15 protein-coding genes and 1 rRNA gene are annotated in these 21,387 nt (G+C 73.5%); 7 read left to right on the top strand and 9 right to left on the bottom strand.

Annotation, left to right across the window (positions count from 1 at the left end; all coding sequences use genetic code 11):
* The first annotated feature begins 1 nt into the window (after position 1).
* Genes PUR61_RS17625 through PUR61_RS17615 form a run of 3 tightly spaced genes read left to right on the top strand, consistent with a single transcriptional unit; the run spans position 2 to position 3,345 of the window.
* Entirely contained in the window at positions 2-1,507 is a 1,506-nt protein-coding gene (locus tag PUR61_RS17625) for an aldehyde dehydrogenase (RefSeq protein ID WP_329879817.1), read from the top strand.
* A complete protein-coding gene (locus tag PUR61_RS17620) occupies positions 1,500-2,498 on the top strand; it encodes a 3,4-dihydroxyphenylacetate 2,3-dioxygenase (protein WP_329879816.1) in 999 nt (332 codons plus the stop codon). The genes PUR61_RS17625 and PUR61_RS17620 overlap by 8 nt, the downstream gene beginning before the upstream one ends.
* Entirely contained in the window at positions 2,491-3,345 is an 855-nt protein-coding gene (locus PUR61_RS17615) for a fumarylacetoacetate hydrolase family protein (RefSeq protein ID WP_329879815.1), read from the top strand. Before PUR61_RS17620 ends, PUR61_RS17615 begins: the two co-directional genes overlap by 8 nt.
* 73 nt (positions 3,346-3,418) lie before the next feature.
* Here PUR61_RS17615 and PUR61_RS17610 read toward each other — a convergent pair whose 3' ends face one another.
* The 5 genes from PUR61_RS17610 to PUR61_RS17590 all read right to left on the bottom strand — a co-directional run bounded on the left by PUR61_RS17610 (position 3,419) and on the right by PUR61_RS17590 (position 13,263).
* Entirely contained in the window at positions 3,419-4,114 is a 696-nt protein-coding gene (locus PUR61_RS17610) for an RES family NAD+ phosphorylase (protein ID WP_329879814.1), read from the bottom strand.
* The gene (locus PUR61_RS17605; protein WP_329879813.1) at positions 4,111-4,809 is read right to left on the bottom strand and encodes a hypothetical protein; all 699 of its coding nucleotides are present in this window, start codon (positions 4,807-4,809) and stop codon (positions 4,111-4,113) included. The genes PUR61_RS17610 and PUR61_RS17605 overlap by 4 nt, the downstream gene beginning before the upstream one ends.
* Positions 4,806-8,000 carry a CHAT domain-containing protein gene (locus PUR61_RS17600; protein ID WP_329879811.1) on the bottom strand — a complete coding sequence of 1,065 codons (3,195 nt, stop codon included), beginning with the start codon at positions 7,998-8,000 and terminating at the stop codon, positions 4,806-4,808. The genes PUR61_RS17605 and PUR61_RS17600 overlap by 4 nt, the downstream gene beginning before the upstream one ends.
* Before the next feature lie 207 nt (positions 8,001-8,207).
* Positions 8,208-9,641, bottom strand: a complete 1,434-nt coding sequence (locus tag PUR61_RS17595) for a DUF2252 domain-containing protein (RefSeq protein WP_329879809.1) — start codon at positions 9,639-9,641, stop codon at positions 8,208-8,210.
* Positions 9,642-10,014: 373 nt separating this feature from the next.
* Entirely contained in the window at positions 10,015-13,263 is a 3,249-nt protein-coding gene (locus PUR61_RS17590; protein ID WP_329879808.1) for a discoidin domain-containing protein, read from the bottom strand.
* 500 nt (positions 13,264-13,763) lie between these two features.
* Here PUR61_RS17590 and PUR61_RS17585 point away from each other — a divergent pair, with 500 nt between their 5' ends.
* Positions 13,764-14,240, top strand: coding sequence for a hypothetical protein (locus PUR61_RS17585; RefSeq protein ID WP_329879807.1), 477 nt, complete (start codon positions 13,764-13,766; stop codon positions 14,238-14,240).
* A gap of 257 nt (positions 14,241-14,497) precedes the next feature.
* Positions 14,498-15,595 carry a winged helix DNA-binding domain-containing protein gene (locus PUR61_RS17580; protein WP_329879806.1) on the top strand — a complete coding sequence of 366 codons (1,098 nt, stop codon included), beginning with the start codon at positions 14,498-14,500 and terminating at the stop codon, positions 15,593-15,595.
* 85 nt (positions 15,596-15,680) lie between these two features.
* Here the strand turns inward: PUR61_RS17580 and PUR61_RS17575 are convergent, their stop codons facing one another.
* A complete protein-coding gene (locus PUR61_RS17575) occupies positions 15,681-16,412 on the bottom strand; it encodes a heparin lyase I family protein (protein WP_329879804.1) in 732 nt (243 codons plus the stop codon).
* 358 nt (positions 16,413-16,770) lie between these two features.
* Here PUR61_RS17575 and PUR61_RS17570 point away from each other — a divergent pair, with 358 nt between their 5' ends.
* Positions 16,771-17,052 (top strand): hypothetical protein, encoded by a 282-nt coding sequence (locus tag PUR61_RS17570; protein WP_329879802.1) that lies wholly within the window; start codon positions 16,771-16,773, stop codon positions 17,050-17,052.
* Between the two features lie 134 nt (positions 17,053-17,186).
* Here PUR61_RS17570 and PUR61_RS17565 read toward each other — a convergent pair whose 3' ends face one another.
* Together PUR61_RS17565 and PUR61_RS17560 are read right to left on the bottom strand one after the other, a co-directional pair.
* Entirely contained in the window at positions 17,187-18,602 is a 1,416-nt protein-coding gene (locus tag PUR61_RS17565) for a uracil-xanthine permease family protein (RefSeq protein ID WP_329879800.1), read from the bottom strand.
* A gap of 217 nt (positions 18,603-18,819) precedes the next feature.
* Positions 18,820-19,845 carry a LysR family transcriptional regulator gene (locus PUR61_RS17560; RefSeq protein WP_329879799.1) on the bottom strand — a complete coding sequence of 342 codons (1,026 nt, stop codon included), beginning with the start codon at positions 19,843-19,845 and terminating at the stop codon, positions 18,820-18,822.
* 173 nt (positions 19,846-20,018) lie between these two features.
* Between PUR61_RS17560 and PUR61_RS17555 the strand changes: the two genes are divergently transcribed.
* Entirely contained in the window at positions 20,019-21,179 is a 1,161-nt protein-coding gene (locus tag PUR61_RS17555; protein WP_329879798.1) for an iron-containing alcohol dehydrogenase, read from the top strand.
* Between the two features lie 75 nt (positions 21,180-21,254).
* On the opposite strand, the gene rrf is transcribed toward PUR61_RS17555, so the two are convergent.
* A 5S ribosomal RNA gene (gene rrf / locus PUR61_RS17550) occupies positions 21,255-21,371 on the bottom strand.
* Positions 21,372-21,387: the final 16 nt, after the last annotated feature.

The raw sequence follows: 21,387 nt of genomic DNA, 5'->3' as shown, positions 1-21,387 counted from the left end.
CATGCCCGTCCACCCCGCGGCCGGCGTCGACGCGCCGCCGCCCCACCTCGCCACGGTGGCCGGGGTCCCCGTGGACACCCGCCACTGGATCGGCGGACGCCGCGTCGCCTCCGCCGACACCTTCGCCGACCACTCCCCCGTCGACGGCACCGAGCTCGCCCGGATCGCCCGGGGGTCCGCCGCCGAGGCGCGGGCCGCCGTCGCCGCCGCCACGGCCGCCCACCCCGGCTGGGCCGCCACCCCGCCCGCCGAGCGGGCCCGGCTGCTGCACGCGATCGCCGACGGCGTCGAGGCCCGGCTGGAGGACCTCGCCGCCGTCGAGACCGCCGACAACGGCGCCCTGCTGCGCTCGCACCGACGCGGTGTCATGCCGCGTGTGGCCCACAACTTCCGGTTCTTCGCCGACCGGCTGCTCACCCTCGCCCACCCGGACCTCGACACCCGCGGCCACACCAACCGGGTCAGCTGGGACCCGGCCGGCCCGTGCGTCCTCATCACCCCCTGGAACGCGCCGCTGATGCTGGCGACCTGGAAGGTGGCCCCCGCCCTCGCCGCCGGGAACACCGTCGTGCTCAAGCCCGCCGAATGGTCACCGCTCACCGCCTCGCTGCTCGCGGACATCGCCGCCGCGGCCGGCCTGCCCGACGGCGTCCTCAACGTCGTCCAGGGCTACGGCGCCGAGGTGGGCGCGCCGCTCACCGCCCACCCCGACGTCCGGCGGATCAGCTTCACCGGCTCCGTCCCCACCGCCCGGCAGATCGCCGCGTCCGCCGGCCACCACCTCACCCCGACCAGCCTCGAACTCGGCGGCAAGTCGCCGCTGCTGGTCTTCGCCGACGCGGACCTCGACCTCGCCGCCGGCCTCGCCGCCGAACAGTTCGACAACGCCGGCCAGGTCTGCCTCGCCGCCACCCGCCTGCTGGTCGAGGCGTCGGTGGCCGAGGAGTTCACCGCCCGGCTCACCGCCCGCGCCGCCGCACTGCGTCAGGGCGACCCGCGCGAGGAGACGACCGACGTCGGACCGAACATCCACCCCCGCCAGCTGGAGCGGATCGACGGCTTCGTCCGGCGCGCCCTGGGCAACGGCGCCCGCGCGGTCTTCGGCGGCGGGCCGAACGAGGAGCTGGGCGGCCTCTACTACCGCCCGACCCTGCTCACCGACGTCCACCAGTCCTCCGAGATCGTCCAGGAGGAGGTCTTCGGACCGGTGCTCACGCTGCAGACCTTCGCCACCGAGGAGGAGGCCGTCACCCTGGCCAACGACACCCGCTTCGGCCTCGCGGCCACGGTCGTCACCGGCAACCGGGAGCGCGCCGACCGGGTCGCCGACCAACTGGTGGCCGGCACCGTCTGGGTCAACTGCTTCTTCGTCCGCGACCTGCGCGCGCCGTTCGGCGGCTCGCGCGAGTCGGGCGTCGGCCGCGAGGGCGGCGACTGGAGCTTCGACTTCTACTGCGACCTGCGCAACACCGTCACCGCACCGAAGGGCTGGGCCCACCATGGGTGAGATCGTCGGCGCCGGGCTGCTCGCCCACGTCCCCACCATCGTGCTGCCCGAGGCCACCCGGCGCGAGCTCAACGGAGGCCGGGAGATCAGCCTGGTCACCGGCCTCCGGGAGCTGCGCCGGGACGTCTTCGAGACGGTCGACTACGACACGGTCGTCCTCCTCGACTCGCACTGGGCCACCACCGTCGAGTTCGTGGTCGCCGCCCAGCAGCGCCGGGCCGGCCTGTTCACCTCCGAGGAGCTGCCGCGCGGCATGCGCCGGATGCCCTACGACTACCCCGGGGACCAGGAACTCGCCCACTCCGTCGCCCGGTTCGCCGACCGCCACGGCACCTGGATCACCCCGATCGACGATCCCTGGCTCCCGGTCTACTACGCGACCGTCAACCTCTGGAAGCACCTCGGCGAGGGCCTGCCGGACAAGCGCTGGGTCAGCATCGGGGTCTGCCAGACCGGCGACGCCGAGGACCACCTGCGCCTCGGCCGGGCGCTCGCCGACGGCATCGCGGCCGTCGACCGGAAGGTCCTGGTGATCGCCTCCGGCGCGCTGTCGCACACCTTCTGGCCGCTGCGCGAGCTGCGCGACCACGAGGCCAGCGACCCGAGCCACATCTTCACCCCGCAGGCCCGGGCCGCCGACGAGCAGCGGATCGACTGGTTCCGCCAGGGCCGGCACGACCGCGTCCTCGACACCATGGACGAGTTCCGGGCCTTCAAGCCCGAGGCCGGCTTCGGCCACTACCTGATGCTGGCCGGCGCCCTCGGCGAGCAGCGCTGCACCGCGCCCGCCCGCCAGTACGGCGAGTACGAGAACTCCGTGGGCACCGGACAGGCGCTGCTCTGGTTCGACCGGCCCGCCGCCGGCTGGACCGCGCCGCGGCCCGGGCCCGCCCGCCACGACCCGCACCACCACGTCGACCCGCACCACGACGATCCGCACCACGTCGACGGTCCCGCCGGCCCCCGCACCGAGGAGCTCCCCCATGCCTGAGTACCGCCGGATCCTGCTCGACGGCGCCGTGGTCGAGGTACGGCGCGAGGGCGCCGACCTGGTCGCCGGCGACGGCCGCCGGGTCTCCGCCGAGTCCGCCCACCACCTGCCGCCGGTCGTCCCCAGCAAGATCGTCGCCGTCCACCTCAACCACCGCAGCCGGGTCGAGGAGTTCGGGATCAGACTCACCCCGGCCCCGACCTACTTCCACAAGCCCGTCTCGGCGCTCAACTCCCACGAGGGCGCCGTGGTCCGGCCCGAAGGCTGCCGCTACCTCAACTACGAGGGCGAGGTAGCGATCGTGATCGGCCGCACCTGCCGCAACATCGCCCCCGCCGACGCCGGGGCGTACATCGCCGGGTACACCGTCGCCAACGACTTCGGCCTGCACGACTTCCGCGACACCGACGCCGGATCGATGCTCCGGGTGAAGGGCTCCGACACCCTCGGCCCGCTCGGCCCCGGCCTGGTCACCGACTGGGACTTCCGCGGCAAGTACCTGCGCACCTACGTGAACGGGACGATCGTCCAGGACGGCTCCACCGACGAGATGGAGTGGGACATGCACTACCTGGTGGCCGACATCGCCCGCACCATCACGCTCCACCCCGGCGACGTGCTGCTCTCCGGCACACCCGCCAACTCCCGGCCGGTGCAGCCGGGCGACGTCGTCGAGGTCGAGGTCGAGGGGCTCGGCCGGCTCCGCAACCACGTGGTGGCCGGTCCGGTGCCCGTCCGCACCGACGTCGGCGCCCAGCTGACCGCCTCCGAGGAGGTGCTCTCCACCGCCCTCGGCGGCGACTGGGAGTTCCGGGGCGTCCGGCCGCCGGTCCGCACCGCGCACTGACCGGTCCGGTCCCCGGCGGTGGGCCGGCCCGACGGCGCCGGGCGGGCCCACCGCCGGGGACCGGCCGACCGCGTCACCACCCCACGGGCTTGGAGACCTCCGCCCACAGGGGAGCGATCAACTCGTTGACCCGCTCCCGGCCTTCCGGTGATCCGAGGTCCGGAACCCCGCTGCCCGGCACCACCTCCAGCGGTCCGCCGTCGGCGTGCTCGAAGCGGTCGCGGTAGAGCACCAGCGCGCGCTCGCCCCGGTTCCGGCGGGAGTCCCAGACGAGGCCCTGCGCGTCCGGCGCCTGCGCCCGGATCTCGCTCGACCAGCGCCGGGCCGCGGCGTAGTTCCGCTCGTCCTCCAGGAGTGTGGGCTCCTGGCGGACGGCGGCCAGGTCCGCCCCGGTGACCAGGGAGACGAGCGTGAGGTCGTACCGGGCGCGCAGGCAGCTCAGCGAGCGGCCGTGCACCGTGGCGTAGGAGACCTCCCGGGTGCCGAACGAGCCGTACGGCAGGGAGCGCAGCAGGCTCTCGGCGAGAGCCGTGACCGGGGTGTGTGCCAGGTACAGGTAGTGGTACGGGTCGAGCACCGTGCCCTCGAAGCGCCCTCCGTCGAAGTGGAGGTCCGAGAGCCTCGGGTTGAACTCGTCCGGCGCGTAGTGGGACTTGTGCACCCGCCACAGCTCCGTACCCGCCGGGACCGTCGTGACGTTCGGGTACAGGGCGAAGTCGATCAGCGGAAAGGGGCTTTCCTTCCACGGGAAGAGACCGTCCTTCATCATTCTCCCTCCACCAGTTGGGTGGCCGCCCCGACCAGTCGGTGGTCGGGCAGCCGGCCGAGCAGCGACGCGGGCACGCCGCCCAGCCAGCTGTTCTCGCTGAGCCACCACGTTCCGGCACCCCAGGGGTCGACGTCCGCGAGCAGCAACCGGTTGACCTCCAGGACGACCCGGTGCGGGACGCCGCCGTCCGCCCCGAACTGGAACTGCGGATAGCGGTCGCCGGAGCGGGCGTTCGGCACTCTGATCAGTTCGGGCGGCGGCGGGCCGCCGCAGCGGTCCCGCGCCTGCGCCGCCGAGAACGACGGCGCGTCGAGCAGCGGGTGGCCGTCCCGCCCGGCCTCCCCGGGGTCGGCCGCCCCGGCCGCCGGGGCCGACAGCCAGGCCAGCAGCTCGCGCACCTCGGCCACGCTCGCCGGCCCCGGTGGCGCGGCGACCTGCCGGAAGGAGTCCAGGGAGACCCGGACCGGATGGTCGAACGGCAGCGGCAGCAGGGCCAGCCGAACACCCTGGAGCGCCCTGCGCCAGCCCATCTCGTCGTCCGGGGCCACGGCGGCGAGCGCCTCCACCCGGACGACCAGTACGGCGTAGAGCTCTTCGCCGAGCCGCTCGCGGACGGTGTCCCGGTGCGTGTGGATGAGGCCGACGAGCCGGTTCGCCGACCGCCCCCCGCGCCCACCCGTCCCGTCGTCGTTCACGCCTCTCCCCCTTCTCGGACGGTCTTCTCCGCGGCGCCGGCGCGCCCCGCGGCTTCGTCGTTCTCCACGCCGTCACCGGTGGCGTCGACGCCCGCTCGCGCCCCCGGGCCCGCCCCCGGGTGGCCCTGGTGGACGAAGGCCGCCCACGACGCGATCCGGTCGAGGCCCGGACGGTCCATCTCCCGGAGCAGGTCGCCGTGGAGCGAGCCCGGGTTCCGCCGGTCCGGGTCGAGCATCCAGCGCTGGGCGGCCCCGAGCGCGTCGACGGGACTGAGCCGGTCGACGTTCAGGTAGTGGTGGAACACGGCCATGAGCAGGGCCGACGCGCCGTCCGGGGCGGCCCAGCGCGAGCCGACGACGTCCCGGGCCCCGGCCGTGACGAAGCCCGTGGTGAGGGTGAGCGCCTCGTCGTGGTCGCGCATCGAGAGGTCCGTCTGACAGGCGCTCAGCACGACCAGCGGGCCGTCCCCCGGCCCGTGCCCGGCGTCCGGCCGGTCGAGGAGCCGGGTGACCGTGAGCAGACCGGGAGCGGGGTCCGGGCCGGGCGCCCGCGGATCCCGGTCGGGCCGGGAGGCGTGCCCGGGGACCGTCAGGTCGAGGGCCGAGGCCGTGGGGCTCGTACCGGCCGTACCGTGCGAGGCCACGTGGAGCAGCGAGGCCCCGTCGGCGAGGTACCCGAGGACGGCCTCGGGCGTGCAGGGAGCCGTCGCGTCCACGCCCGGCTCCGAGATCGCCCCGCAGAGCCGGGCGCCCGGGTAGAAGGAGTCCCGCAGGGCCAGGACCTCGATCTCGGCGTACATCAGGCTCTGCCCCGGATCGGCGACCAGCACCGGTTCGGCCGCCGGAGGCCGAGGGGCGCGGCGCAGGGTGCGCAGGAACTGGCTCCCCGACGCGGCGTAGCTGACCACCGCGGACTGGCAGAGGTACGCGCGGGGCGGTTCGCCGGGGGACCGTGCGGCGTGCCAGGGGACGATGCCCAGCCGCCCGCAGGGCACGACGACGAACCGGAGCTGCCGGGCCCCGGGACCCGGCCGTTCGGCGCCGGGCCGTTCGGCGCCCAGCCGTTCGGTGATGCCCGCGAGGACCGGGTCGAGGACCTCGTGGGCCCAGTCGCAGAGCCCGCCGAGCGCGTCCTCCCAGGTCTGCCGCGCACCGGGGTCCACCGCATCGCCGTCGCGCGCGGCGGCGCGTACGGCGGCGTCGTGCCCGGCCGTGGCGTCGAGGTAGCGTTCGAGCGGGCCGCTCCCGGCCCGGGACAGCGGCTCGCAGATCCACAGACCGGCCCCGAGCTCCGGGCCCACGACGATCACGACCCCGGGGCTCACGGAGTCGCCGGGGACCAGGTAGAGCAGCGCGTCCGCCCCGCCCTCCGCCAGCCCGTCCGCGAGCTCGCTCAGCGTGGGAGTCCGCACGAGGGCGCCCTCGTGCCGGTAGCCGAGTGCCTCCAGGGCCCGGCGGCGTAGCGTGCTGGGCAGTTCGCCGGGCACCCCACCGGGCACCCCACCGCCACCGGCGGCCCCGTCGTCCGGGGTCCCGGTGGCGGTCCGCCAGGCGTCGGCGAGCTCGTGGTGGCCGCGCCGTTCGAGGAGTTCGGGGACGGCCAGGGCGGTGGACGTCGCCTGCAACACCAGGGCTCGGCCCAGCTCCAGCGCGGCCACCGCCTCGTGCAGCCGCCCCTGGGAGGCGGCCCACAGCGCACCCTGGAGACCTCGGCTGGCGCCGTCGCGGGCCGCGAGCAACCCGTGCTCGGCACCGCTCTGCAGGAGCACGTCCGCGGAGAGGGCGGTCAGCGCCTCCGTGGCCGCCGCCAGGGCCGAGAGGTCCGACACGTCCTCGTTGCGGACGCCCCGCTCCCGGTACGCCTCGGCGAGGCTCCACAGGGCCTCGGCGGCGATCCGCGGGGCCCGGCCCTCCCGCACACCGTCCCTGACCCGTTCCAGCTCCGCGATCAGCCGGTCGAGGACCTCCCCGTCGGGGCTCAGGCCGTACCGCAGGCCCAGCTCGCGCGCGGAGCCGTACACCTCCTCCGTCGAGGACCGCGGAGGCGGGGGGACGTGCTCGGGCAGCGGAACCGTCGGGTCGCCGGCCAGAGCGGCTTGCAGCAGGTCGAAGTCCGGAAAGCGGGGCATCGGGATCAGGTCGCCGAACGGCAGTCCGCTCGCCCTGACCGCAGCCATGCCCTCCTTCATGGACGCCATGGCCCGCAGAGCCGCCTCCGGATCACGCGTGACGACGCCCAGCTTCCCGTGTGCCGCCCCCAGCGTCGCCAGGACGAATCCTCGGAAGGCCCCGTCCGGGACGTCCTCCGCCAGCGTCTCGGCCTCGGCCAGCAGGCCGAGCGCCACCCGTACGTCGGCGTCGGTGTCCCCCGTCTGCCCGGCGTCCATGATCCGGCCGTACAACTCCCGGACGCGGTCCAGGACTCCGGGATCCCCGGCGCCGGGCGGCAGCAGGTCGGCGAGCTCGCCGAGGTGGCCGAAGGTCGCCGCCCGGTGGTGACGGCCCGCCGCCTGGTCCTGGTAGGTGCCGCCGGCCGCGGCGCTGATGCCCAGCAGCATCGCCCGGAGTGCCTCCAGGCCGGCGGACTGGTCGGGTCCCGGGGGCGGCCGGTCCTGGACCGCACGCAGCCGGCCGAGCAGCTCGTTGATCGCCCCGTGCGGGTCCTCGCCGTTCAGGGCGTCCTGGAGGCCGTACCTGGCGGCGCCCACGGCGTCCAGGGCGGCGGCGAGGCGGTGCAGGGCGTCGGGGGTGAGGAACTCCGACGGATCGGGGGCCGGCTCGGGGCTCGGGTCCGGGTCCGGGTCCGGCGGGTTTCGGGTCGGCGCGGTCCGCGGAGTCGCCGGGTCCGGGACCGGGGTCGGGGTCTGGGCCGGGGCCGGGGCGCCGTCCACCGCGCCGAGGAGCCGGTTCAGGGTCTGCCGCATCCGGTCCACGACGGGCTCTCCGGCCGGGTTCACACTCGCGATCAGGTCGGCGAGTGCCGCCCCCAGCGAGCCGGCCGCCACGCTGCGCAGCTCGGGGTCGTACTCCAACAGCCTCGTCAGCTCTTCGAGTTCGCCGACGGACGCCTCGCACTCCCGCGCCGACGGCGCCACCCCGCCCACCGCGGGGTGCATCCGCCTGACCCGTTCCTCCGCGTCCACGACCCATGCGCGCAGCCCCCGCACGCCGCCGTCCTCCGTGTCACCCACCGGCGCCCCCGCCTTCCCGGTTCCGAGCTCACCCCTGTGCCTACGGCCACTATGCCGAGCCACCGGCCGGGAAGCGGCCGATTCCCGCACCGGACCGACAGATGCCCGGAATCCACCCGGAAATCAACCGGTTGATCTCCGGGAGGCGCCCGGACGACCGGTCCGGCCGACGCCTCCGCGCCCTCTCCCCCGGCCCCCCGGCCCGGATCACCCCGAGGGCCGCACGTCCTCGGCCGGCAGCCGGCCGGACCGGATCGCGTCCAGGAGCGCCCCGTGGTCGCGCTCGTTCTGGTCGGCGTAGGACTCGGCGAACCCCGCGACCGCGCGGTCGAAGGAGTCACCGCGCCCGAGGTAGGCGGCGATCGCGATCCGGTCGCCGGACCTGGCGTGTGCGCGGGCCAGGGTGGCGCCGCACAGTTCGCCGAACGCCCGCATGCCGGCCGGCACCATGTCCTCGGCCACGGCGATGCCCTTCCAGTCGCGCAGCTGGCGGACGTAGAAGTCCCGGCGCCGGCCGTCGATGCCCTCGACCCGTTCCCAGCCGAGGAAGATGTCGCTCGCGGCCTGCATCAGCCGCTGCCCCGAAACCACGCGCTCGCCCTGATTGGAGTACCGGCCGGCTCCGACGTGGGCGGCCAGGACGGAGGTGTCGGCCTCCTTCGCCTGGAGGAACAGCGGGTCCCGGCCGTCCCGGCCGAGCAGCAGGAAGATCCAGCAGCGGGTGCCGACGCTGCCCACGCCGACCACCTTGCGGGCCACGTCCACGAGCCGGTAGTCCTCCAGGAGGGTGCGCCGGTCCGAGGAGAGGGTGTGGCCGTAGCGTCCGACCAGGTCGAGGAGCTGGCCCTGCAACGTGTCGCGGGTGACGCCCGTGAGCAGGTCCGAGATCGGGACGAGCAACGGCGGGTCGGCGGCGATCCGGGCCTGCCCGTCCACCGTCTCGGTGAGCTTCTCGAAGGCCTGCAGGCTGTCGCGGGTGCGGGCCTTGGCCATGGCGCGCGCGAGCTGCTTCTGCCCGCGCTTGTGGATCCGGCCGGTGGCCAGCGCCTGGACGCGGGCCGCGTCCATCCTGGCGTACCAGACGTCGAGGTTGTGCATGCCCGCGAACCGCGCCATCGCCTCGCGGTACGACCGCACCGTGGCCCGCACGATGTCCGAGCGCTCGTCGTCGTCGAAGCCGTTCGCCCGCCCGGCGATGGCCAGGCTGGCCGACAGCCGCTTGACGTCCCACTCCCAGGGGCCGGGCAGGGTCTCGTCGAAGTCGTTGATGTCGAAGAGCAGTTGCCGCTCCGGGGAGGCGAGCAGCCGGAAGTTCAGCATGTGGGCGTCGCCGCACAGCTGGGCCCTGATCCCGGAGTCCGGCGAGCCGGCCAGGTCGGAGGCCATGATCGCGGCGGCGCCCCGGTAGAACCGGAACGGGGACTCGCTCATCCGGCTGTAGCGGATGGGCACCAGTTCGGGGACCCGGCGGGCCGACTGCGACTCCAGGATGCCCAACGGGTCCGGCCGACCCTTCGGCGGCTCGTACGCGGCGTGCGACGAGCGGGGGGCGCGGCGGCGGGCGGCCCTGCCGAGGGCCGCCCGCTCCTCGGGCGTGGCGTGTCGCACGGCGCGCATCGCCGGTCCGGCTTCCCGTGGCATCACAGACCTCCTGATCGGCCGGCGGCCACGGTGGCGTCCGACCGGCGCGGGTGATCGGCGGCCCGGACCGGGCTGCCGCGGAAGGCCGCCGGCCGGTCGCACACTGCTGTCTCGACCGATCATCGGGGACCGGACCGGGTCCGGCATCACGTGGCGGGCACCGGCACCGGGGTCTCCCGGGGCGGCCGGACGGCGGGCGCTGCGGCCGGGCGGGGCTCCGGGCCTCCGCCGGGCCTCCGCCGGGAGGGCCCGGAGCACGGAGCCCCCGGCCCGCCGCCCGGGTGACGGGCGGCGGACCGGGGGCGGTGGGAGACGACCCGGCGAGGCCGTACGACGGGCCGGGCGACGGGCCGGGCGGCCCGCCGGTGGTGGGTCAGCCGACGCCGATCTCGCCCAGCTGGAGGTAGTGGTCGCCGAACTGGTCGGCGCTCAGGCGGGTACCGGTGATCCGCACGTAGCGGGCCGTGACCGGGGTGAAGGCGAAGTCCTGGCTCACCGCCCCGGGGCGCGGGTAGCCGGTCCGGGACGCAACGGTGGTCCAGGTGGCGTTGTCGGCCGAGACCTGCACGGTGAAGTCCACCGGGAAGCCCAGTCCGGTGTTCACCCCGTCGGTGCGGGGGGTGAGCCTGACCTGGCTGAGCACGTTGGCACCCTGAAGGTCGACGGTGACCCACTCGTGGGCGGTCGCGGTCGGGGACTTGGCGCTGCTCCACCCCATCGAGTAGCCGAGCGCGGAGTTCAGCACGCCGTCGGTCGCCGCGCTGCGCTTCCAGCCCGAGGACTCCACGGAGCTGGAGCTGGTGACCGGTCGGCCGAGGGCCGGTTCCCGGCCGCCGGCCTCGATCTCGGCGAACTGCAGGTGGTAGTTGCCGTGGGGGTCGGTACGCAACTTGGTCCCCGTCACCCGGATGTAGCGGACGTCCGCGGGCGGGAACGCGAAGGACTGCGCCGAGGCGTCGGGCTTCGGGTGGCCGTTGCGGGACGCGACGGTGGTCCAGGTGGTGTTGTCGGCCGAGACCTGCACGGTGAAGTCCACCGGGAAGCCCTGCCCGGTGGCGTCGCCGTCGGCCCGCGGGTAGAGGTCCACGCGGCCGGTCCGCCGGGTGGAGCCGAGGTCGACCGTCACCCATTCGGTGTGGTCGGCACCGAGGTTGTCGATGCTGCTCCAGCCCTTGCTGCCGTCCGCCAGGCCGCGGCGGCCGTCGGTGGCGGCGGCCCTGCCCCAGCCGTCCGCCTCGTAGGAGCTGGACGCGGTGACGACGGCGCCCTCGGCGGGGTTGGTCCCCGGGTTGATCCGCACGTTGTCGAACCGGGCGGCGGCGTGGCCGGTGGCGAGCGCGACGTTGCCCACCGGGTAGCTGCCGTCGGTGACGGTGAGCAGGAGCGTCGCGCCGTCGAAGACCCGCAGGGTGTCGCCCTGGCTGATGACCCGCAGGCTGACGGTCCGCCCCGGGGTGTACCCGGGGACGGCGGCCGTGGCGAGGGTCGTGCCGCTGCGGTGGACGAACACCGTGCCGTTGTTGCGCAGGCCGACCAGGTAGCCGGTCTGGGTGTCGGTCGGGTTCTGGCTGTGCAGCGTGAGACCCGCCCAGTTGGTGTCACCGCCGTCGTTGGCGTCGACCCCGGTGATCCGGACGTCGACGGAGACCGCGGCGTCCCGGTAGGCGCGGCCGGCCACTGCGGACGTCGTCTCCCAGCCGCTGAGCGGGTCGCTCTGGACGTACGCGCCGTCGGCGGTCACCGACCAGGTGCCCCTGGTGTGGCGCCACTCGCCGTCGGTGCCGCCGGAGAAGTCGTCGGCGAAGGGGAAGGCGGCGTCGGGGGCCGTGGAGGTGAGCGCGTCCAGGATCTGCTTGTGGCGGTGGTCGGTCTCGGTGCCGGAGGTGGAGAACGACGTGGTGCCGGTGATCAGCGAGCCGATCAGGGCGCGGGCGAGCACGGGCTTGGTGGCGGCGAGCTGGTGGAGCAGTTCGTAGTCCTGGATGCCCGCCAGCAGGGCCTCACTGCGGACGCTGTCGTAGACCTCGTACTTCCGGTGCGTGGCGTCACCGGCGTTGGGCCGGACCAGCATGTTGTCGCCGGTCTCCCAGTCGTCGAAGGTGTTCACGGCGGCGTAGGTGTTCGGGTCGGTCCAGTGGTTCCAGCCCCAGTGCAGGTAGCCGGTGCCTCCGACGGCCGCCACCATCCAGGGCGTCAGCCGGGAGTCGGACAGCGGGTAGCTGATGAACCGGTTGAGGTGATTGTCCGTCGGCGAGCTGGAGTGGTAGAGCCAGAGCTCCTTCCCGGCGAGCCGCAGGCTCTGGTAGTAGCCGGCGTTGGCGTCGTAGTCGCTGTTGAGCAGCGGCGTGACGGTGCCGAGGGCCGCGTCGATGGTGGGGACGGCCGTGGTGTGGGCCTCGTTGGTCAGGCCGCTGGGGAAGTGCCTGCGGAACTGCTGGTAGACCCACGGCGAGGTCACGTTCTGGTCGGTCAGGTTGCCGCCCGGCTCGTCGAGGGCGCTCATGTAGAAGACGTCGCTCCAGCGCCGGCCGGGGGCGCAGGTGGGCCCGGCGTCCAGGCACTTGGTGTCGAGGTGGGCCTTCAGCGAGGCGAGGATCGTGTCGAGGTACACGGCGCTCGCCGCCCTGCGCTCGGGCGTGTCGATCAGGACGTTGGTCTTCCTGACGCCGCCCTGGCCGTCACCGACCAGCTGCTCCAGCACGTTGCCGCTGCCCTCGATCAGGTGCGGCGTGTAGATGTACTGGAGGGCTCCGGCGTCCTGGAAGAGCTGGAGGAACCGGTCGAGGTTCTGCCACGTGAACGTGTACTGACCGTCGACCAGGGTGGTGTCCGGGATCGCCAGTGCCTGGAAATCCGCGAAGATCACGTTGTTCCGGTGCTTGGCGTGGTTGGCGGCGAAGTTCCTCATGACCTCCCACCAGCCCTCGCTGTAGTCCTCGACGCCGTACTGCGCGCGGATGTCCTGCGCGGTCCAGCCGTAGTCCCAGCCGACCGAGGTGAACCAATTGTTCATCCGGAGCGTCGACCGGTTGGCCGGCGGGAGCGCGGCGTCGTAGACCGTCACCGAGACCGGGACGTCCACCGCGCCGTCCGAACTCTGCACGGTGGCCTTGCCGGTGTAGGTACCGGGAGCCTGGCCGGCGGGCACCGCGACGCTGTAGTGGTACGGCTGCGTCGTGTCGGGGGCCAGCTCGTACGGGGTGTTCTCCACCAGGGCGTCGTAGTAGCTGGTCCCGCCGTCCGGCGGCTCCTGGTAGCCGGGCTGCCCGATGCCGTTCCAGGGAGTGACCTTGGCGACGCGCGGGTGGTTGTACTCCCGGTTCACGGTGATCCGGGACGCCGGGATGGTGGCACCGGCCGGCCCGGCGAGGTCGCCGGCCACCACCTGCACCCCCGTCAGCCGGTGGCCGGAGCGGACCGCGATCTGGGCGGCCTGGGTCTCGTTGCGGGCCGCGAAGAGCCCGACCGCGCGGGTGGGGCGATCCGGAGCGGGAGAGGCCGAGAACACGTGGTCGTAGCCGCTCGCCACCCAGACGGACGGGGGCGGCTCCACGGCCGCCGCCGTTCCCGGTATGAGGGCCGCGAGCAGAAGACCGACCAGGGAGGGCACAACGGCCCTCACAGGTGATTTGTCCACAATCACTCTTTCTGAATTCAGATTCGCACACGGTGAACACCGAAGGCGATCAGATGATGAGGGCCAGTCATATCGCATACCCGGTGAACCCGGTAGTTCGTGCCGATGCAAGCCACCGGTCCGTCAGATGACCACGAAATGAACACGCGCACTCCTCCGCCGAAGCCTGCGACGCGCCGGGCCCGAACGGCGCCGCTTCCTACGCCGCCTCCCGCACGGCCTCTGCGCGGCCCGCTCGGGCGGGGCGGCGGCCGTCCACGCCCGGGCCGCCGTCTACACCCTGCTGCACCGCACGGCCGGCCCGGCCGAGCCCGCCGCCCTCCGCCTGCTCGCCCTCGAATACCTCCGGGCCCGTCGGGTACGCCGGGTACGTCACTGAACGTCACACCCGCACACCCGTAGGCCAGTCGGTTCCGTACCGGCCGGCTGCGAGGGGTTCGTCCAGGGTGCGGTCCCGACGCGGTCGACGATCGCAGGGGGACGGCATGCTGACGTACGAGCACCTGAGCGAACCGGAACGGCGGTTGTGGGACGCGTGCCCCACCGGCTCGGTGGTCGACCTGCGCAGCGGTGAGGCGATCGCGGACGACCCGGCCGACGGGGCGGCCTGGGGTGACGGGCGCACCGTCCGCGCCGAGGCGATCACGGCCGCCCCACCGACCGGCGCGGTCGACCTTCAGGACGCACAGGCCGTCGTCCTGCACGACAACGAGCACAGCCGGCCCGCCGACACCCGCCTCGACGGCTTCACCTACACCTCGATCCAGGCCCCGGCCGCCGGACCCGGTCCCGTCGCCGACCGCCTGGCCCGGCTGGCCCGCCTCCAGGGATACTCGCCCCAGGCGTACGAGCAACTCGCCTCCTGGTACCGGAGGATCGGCCACGAGGACGACGTCCGACGGGTCCTCCTCGCACCGCGTGGTACTGGACGGGACCCCAGCAGTGGTTCGGCTACACCCTGATCGCCATCGGCTGGCTCCTGACCACCGCCGTCATCTCGGGCATCAGCAGAACCCTCAACCGCACCTGATCCACGACCTCGGGCAGCCGGCCGGAGCACCCCGGGCGGGGTGCCCCGGCCTCCGGGCGCACCCGAGTCGAGGACACCTCCTGTCCGCCACGTCTGCCACGGTGATGACCCGGCCGCCGGTCGAGGACACCCCGCCCGACCGACCGACCGACCAACCGCCCGACCGACCCGACGCCAGGAGCAGACCGCATGACCGTCCTCGGCACCCGCGCCCTCAACCGCGCCGCCCTCGCCCGCCAGTACCTGCTCGCGCGCGAGGACACGCCCGTCCGCGACGCCGTGGCGCACCTGTGCGGCCTGCAGGCGCAGGAACCCCAGGAACCGTTCACGGGCCTGTGGTCCCGGCTGAGGGCGTTCCGGCCACAGGACCTGGACGACGCACTGACCGGGCGCACGGTCGTACGCACGCACCTGATGCGCCGCACCGTCCACCTCGTCACCGCCGACGACGCACTGGCCTGGCGGGCACGCCACGACGCCATGCTGCGCCAGCGGTCGACGGCCGCCTACCGGCGCGAGCTCGCGGGCGTCGACCTGGACGAACTCGCCGCCGCAGGAAGGGCGGTCATGGCCGACGCGCAACCCCGCACCATGACCGAACTCGTCCGGGAAGTCGAAGGCCGCTGGCCCGCGCCCCCGCGCCGCGCCCTGGGCGAGGTGCTCGTCGCCGCCCTCGTCCCGATGGCCCAGCTCCCGCCCCGCGGCCTGTGGCGCACCACCGCGGGCGTCCGCAACCTGCCCCTGGCCGCCTGGCTGGGGCGCGAGATCCCGCCGCTCTCACCCGACGAGAGCGATCCCGTCGGGCGCCGGCTCGTCCGGCGCTACCTCGCCGCCCACGGCCCCGCCGCCACCGCGGACCTCCGTGCCTGGTGCGGACTCGCCGGACTGCCCGCCGCGGTCAAGGCCGTCCGCGGGGAACTCGTCACCTTCCGCGACGAACGCGGCCGCGAACTGCTCGACCTGCCCGACGCGCCGCGCCCGGACCCGGACACCCCCGCACCTGTCCGCTTCCTCCCGGCTTTCGACAACGCGATCCTCGGCTACCAGGACCGCAGCCGCATCATCGACGACGCCCACCTCGGCCTCTCCGTCGCCGGTCGGCGCGCCGTCCTCGTCGACGGACGCGTCGCCGCCACCTGGACCCTGCGCGACGAACAGCTCACCGTCACCGCGCTGCGCCCCCTGTCCGCCCCGGAACGGGACGAGGTCCACGCCGAAGCACGGGCCCTCGCCACCTTCCACGGCGCGGACCCCGACCGTGTCCGCCTCACCACCGGGACGGACTGAGCAGACGGCCTGAGCAGACGGCCTCCCCGCCTTCCCCGGGCGGCGGGCCGCCGTCCGCGGACCGCCTCGGCGCGCGGTCCGTCCGTCACGAGCCGGCGGTGGCCGTCTCCAGCGTGGTCGCCATGACCGGGCTGGTGAAGGTGTTCGTCGCGGCCCCCGAGGAGAGGTGGTAGGAACCCCACTTGAGGTAGTTGCGGGTGCCGTCCCACGTGGTGCCCCTGAAGGTGCCGGAGCCGGTCGTGAAGGACTGCTTCACCCCGTCGAACCAGAAGTCGATGGTGCCGTCGGTGCGGCCCAGGCGGATCTTCAGCGCGTAGGAGTGCCACTGGTTGTTGGCGGTCGGCGCGGTCCACAGCGTGTGGGCGACGTGCTCGGTGTCCCACTCCTGGAGGCGGATGCGCCCGGCCGTCGCGTCGATCTCGATCGGGTGGTTCGCCGTACCGGTGCTCGGCGAGCACTTGAGCTGGAAGACGTAGCGGCTGTTCGTGTCCTGGATGTCCACCTTGGACGACCAGCCGAGGTAGAAGGTGTCCCCCTCCTTCAGGTCGGGGCCGAGCGTCTCGCAGCGCTCCGCGCCCGCGGCCTGGAACGCCCGCCACACGCTGCCCTTGGCGGAGTCCTGGACGACGCCGAAGTCACCCGACGCGCACTGGACGGCGGCGAAGGAGGACGGGCCCTTGCTGGTGCTGGGGGTCCACAGGACCTTGCCCGCAGCGGCGGCCGAGCTGCTCGCGGTGACCGAACCGCCCGCGATCGCGAGCGTGGTGAGGGCCACGACTCCGACGGCGGTCCTGCGGTGGTGGGACAGAAAGGACATGCCTCTCCCGGGTGGATGAGTGGCGGAAACGGACGCCGCCCGGGCCGGCCGGCCCGAACGCATCCGTCGATTCGACCACCTGACGGCCGGTCGGGCCAGCAGGCCGACCGGCAGCGGCCCTTTCGGGCACTCCCACCGGTCGACCACGGGCACCGGGGGCAAGGTCTCCGCGGTCACGGCGGCGGCCCCCGGGTGCCGTGGGCGCTCCCCGGACGAGAGCACCGTCGACCTCACCGGCCCCTGCCGCTTCCGGTCCCGCTTTCGCTTTCGCTTTCGGAGAAGGAGGCCGGGACCGGCTTCCTCCTCCCCGGGGCGCGTTACGGGTGCGCGCGGCCGTCCTCACCACGAAGGTGGGGTGATGAGACTCATCGTGCTCCTCGAACCGGAGCTCCAGCGGGTGGCCCCCTTCGGCGGCGCCGCCGACGAGTACGTCGAGGGCGTGCGCGCCGTGCACGCGGCCGGGGCCGACCCGTCCGTGCCCGGCGCTCCCGGTGGTTCCACCCTGTGCGGTGCCGACACCCGACGGATGCAGGCCGTGGACTACCGCCCGGCCGAGCCCGGCTCCTCCTGGTACCCGCCCAAGTGGCACGGGAGCGGGAAGGTCTGCCCGCACTGCGACCGGGCCGCGCACACCGGCTGACCGACCGGGACTCCACCGGTCCGGCTCCCCGGGCCCACCCCGTGGGCTTCGCCCGCACCTGTCGTCGGCCGTGGCGGGACGGCACACGGACGCGACGACGCGGGAGGCCACCCGGAAGGCCGCTGCGGAAGCGGTCAGGTGCGCGGCGGCGCCCCGCCGGGTTCTCCGGAGTCCTCCGTGCCCGCGTCGTACGAGGAGGTGCCCGCGTCCAGCAGGGGTTCCTGCGTCTTGAGGTGCGCGGGCGCCAGCGCTCGCAGCACGTGGTAGCCGGTGATGACGACCACGGTCCCCAGCGCGATGCCGCTGAGGCTGAAGGTGTCGGTGAACGTCATGGTGACGTTGCCGACCCCGATGATGATGCCCGCGGCGGCCGGCACCAGGTTCAGCGGGTTGCGCAGGTCCACCCCGGACTTGGTCCAGATCTGCGCGCCGAGCAGGCCGATCATGCCGTACAGGATGACGGTGATGCCGCCGAGGACCCCACCGGGGACCGCGGCCACGACGGCACCGAACTTCGGGCAGATTCCGAACAGCAGCGCGAAGCCGGCGGCCGCCCAGTAGGCGGCGGTGGAGTACACACGGGTGGCGGCCATGACGCCGATGTTCTCGGAGTAGGTGGTGTTCGGCGGGCCGCCGAGCGCGGTGGAGAGCATGGAGCCGACGCCGTCCGCGGAGATCGCGGTGCCCAGCTTGTCGTCCAAGGTCTCACCGGTCATCTCCCCCACCGCCTTGACGTGCCCGGCGTTCTCCGCGACCAGCGCGATCACCACGGGCAGGGCCACCAGGATCGCGGACCACTGGAAGGAGGGGCCGTGGAAGGCGGGCAGGCCGATCCAGTCCGCCGTGCCCACGCCCGACAGGTCCAGACGCCAGTGGTCGGTGAGCTGTCCGCTCGCGTCCACCGAGTGGATCTTCCCGAAGATCCGGTCGAACAGCCAGGAGATCCCGTACCCGAAGAGCAGCCCGAGGAAGATCGCCACGCGCGACCAGAAGCCCCGCAGACACACCACGGCCAACCCGGTGAACGACATCACCAGCAACGCCGTCCACTGGTCCTGCGGCCAGTAGGTCGAGGCGGTGACGGGCGCGAGGTTGAAGCCGATCAGCATGACGACGGCGCCGGTGACGATCGGGGGCATCGCGGCGTGGATGATCCGTGCCCCGAACCGCTGGACCGCCAGGCCCACCAGGAACAGCGCCACGCCCACCACGAACACGGCGCCGGTGACCGTGGCACTGGTACCGCCCTGCGCCCGGATCACCGCGGCCACGCCGACGAAGGACAGCGAGCAACCGAGGTAGCTGGGCACCCGGCCGCGGGTCGCCAGCAGGAAGATGACGGTCGCGACGCCGGACATCATGATCGCCAGGTTGGGGTCGAGCCCCATCAGCACGGGCGCCACGAAGCTCGCGCCGAACATGGCCACCACGTGCTGGGCGCCGAGCCCTGCCGTCCGTGGCCAGGAGAGTCGTTCGTCGGGGCGGACGACCGCTCCCGGTGCGGGCGTCCGCCCGTCACCGTGCAGCTTCCAGCGCACGCCGAGGTCCATGTGGGGGTTCACTTTCTCTGTACTTCCGTGGAGTCGTCCGCACCATTCTCGTGGCCGCCGGGCGTCCCGCACGCCACCGGCCCTGCTCCTGACCTGCGCGCTCGCGCGGCACCGACGCCGGTGGGCCCTACCGGACATCCCCCGTCACGTGTGCCGTCGGACCCGTCGCCCGTCACCCGTCACCGCCGCCGTCGCCGTCGTCCGTCCCCGTCGCCCGTCAGAGCAGGCGCGCGTTCGACCGGGGCGTGCGGCCGGACTCCCCCGGGAGCAGTTCGGCGGTGCGGTCGGCCACCTCGTGGTGCAGGGCGTCGCGCACGGCCCGGACGGCGGGGTGGGTCACCGCTTCCCGTCGCACGGCCAGCGTGATCGGCAGTCGGATGTCGACCTCGTCGACCAGCAGCCGCCGCAACCCGGCCCGATCGGCGAGGAAGGCCGGCAGCACACCGACCCCGGCACCCACACGGGTGGCTTCGAGCTGGGCGAAGACGTTGGTGGAGGAGAACGCGGGTGTCATGCCCGGAAGATGACGTTCGATGTCGAGGTCGCCGACCTGGAGCATCGACTCGATGTAGAAGATCAGCGGATGCTCGCGCAGGTCGGCGACCTCGCCGGGGGGCCCGCACCGCGCGAGGTACTCGTCGCTGGCGTACAGCCCCAGCGCGTAGTCGGTGAGGTGCTCGGTCACCAGACGGCTCCTCGGCGGCCTGCCGATGGTCAGGGTGAGGTCGAAGCCGGCCGGTCGAAGGTTCAACTGACGGGTTGCGGTGATGAGTTCGACGTGCAGTCGGGGGTGGCGCCGGCGCACCCGGGCCAGGGCCGGGGTGGCGAAGACGGTGCCGAAGCCGTCCGGAGCGCTGACCCGGACGGTGCCGAGGAGTGACGGCGCGTCCTGACCGGACACCGCGTCGACGACGCGGACGAGGGCGTCCTCGATCGTGCGGGCGCTCGCGGAGACGGCCTTCCCGGCGTCCGTCAGGGCCCAGCCCTCCGCACCGCGTTCCATCAGCCGCACCCCGAGGCTCTTCTCCAGTGCGGTGATGCGGCGGGACACGGTGGTGTGGTCCACCCCGAGTACCTCGGCGGCGGTCACCAGACGCCCCGTACGGGCGACCGCGAGCAGGTAACGCAGGTCGTCCGCGCGGAGTCTGCGCGGATCGAGACCGCTACGGTCCGTCCGCGTGGGCGAGACCTGCGCCGGAGCCGGAGCCGGATCATCACCGACCGGGCGGGAACGGGAGCGCACGCGATCAGCGTATCTGCATTTCCGCACACCTCGTCTGCACGATTGGCGATTGAACGCACAACCTCACGGGGGTCACAGTCGAACCTTCCCGGCCGGCGTACCCGGCCGCCGTCCGTCCCCCGGTTCCTTCCGAGGGTCCTCCCCAAGTTCCTCCCAGCGTTGAGGGGTTCTCCATGGTTGCCAGCCTGTCCCTGCCACGGATCATGCGCGTCGGCCGCGGCGCCGCCGAGGAACTCGGCAACGTCATCGCGGGGCTGGGGCTGAGCCGGCCGCTCCTCGTCACGGATGCGTACCTGGTCGGAAGCGGTGCGGCGGAACGCCTTACGGCGGCCCTGCTCAAGGCCGGACTCAGCCCGCGGCTGTTCTCCGACACCGTGCCCGACCCGACGACCGACTCCCTCGCCCCGGGACTGAAGGCTCTGCACGACCACGAGGCGGACTCGGTCATCGGGTTCGGCGGCGGAAGCCCGATGGACACCGCCAAGGCCCTCGCCCTGCTCGGCGTGCGGGGCGGTCACATGCGCGATTACAAGGCGCCGCGCGTCAACCTCGGCCCGGCGCTCCCGGTGATCGCGGTCCCCACCACCGCCGGCAGCGGATCGGAGGCGACCCAGTTCACGGTCATCACCGACAGCGGCACGGACGAGAAGATGCTCTGTCTGGGCCCCGCGTTCCTGCCGATCGCCGCCGTGGTCGACGTGGAGCTGACCATGTCGATGCCGCCCCGGCTGACCGCCGACACCGGCATCGACGCGCTCACCCACGCCGTCGAGGCGTACGTGAGCCGCAAGGCCAACCCCTTCTCCGACGGCCTCGCCCTCACCGCGATCGGCACCATCGGCCGCCACCTGCGCCCCGCCTACACCGACGGCTCGGACGTTCGGGCCCGCGAGGCCATGATGCTCGCCGCGACCCAGGCCGGCATCGCCTTCTCGAACTCCAGCGTCGCCCTCGTGCACGGCATGAGCCGCCCGATCGGCGCCCACTTCCACGTCGCCCACGGTCTGTCGAACGCGATGCTGTTCCCCGCCGTGACCGCCTTCTCGGTGCACGCGGCACCCGGCCGGTACGCCCACTGCGCCCGTGCCCTGGGAGCCGCGACCGCCACGGACGCCGACGAGGTGGCCGCCGGGAAACTCGTCGACGCGCTCCGCGGCCTCTGCCAGGACCTGGACGTGCCCACACCCCGCGCCCACGGCATCGACCAGGAGGCCTGGACCCGCCTGACGCCCCTCATGGCCGAGCAGGCCCTGGCCTCCGGCTCCCCCGCCAACAATCCCGCCGTGCCCACCGCCGACCAGATCCAGGACCTCTACGCCGGCATCTACGGCTGATCCCTTCGTCCAGAATTCCCCGGAAACGCAAAGAACCCCCGTCCGGATCCCGGACGGGGGTTCTTCACAATGATTGTTCGGCGGCGTCCTACTCTCCCACAGGGTCCCCCCTGCAGTACCATCGGCGCTGTGAGGCTTAGCTTCCGGGTTCGGAATGTAACCGGGCGTTTCCCTCACGCTATGACCACCGAAACACTATGAAACTGTC

Source organism: Streptomyces sp. BE20 (assembly GCF_036322525.1).
Lineage (GTDB): Bacteria > Actinomycetota > Actinomycetes > Streptomycetales > Streptomycetaceae > Kitasatospora.
Note: the sequence above shows the minus strand (reverse complement) of the source record. Positions and strands in the feature narration are given on the sequence as shown.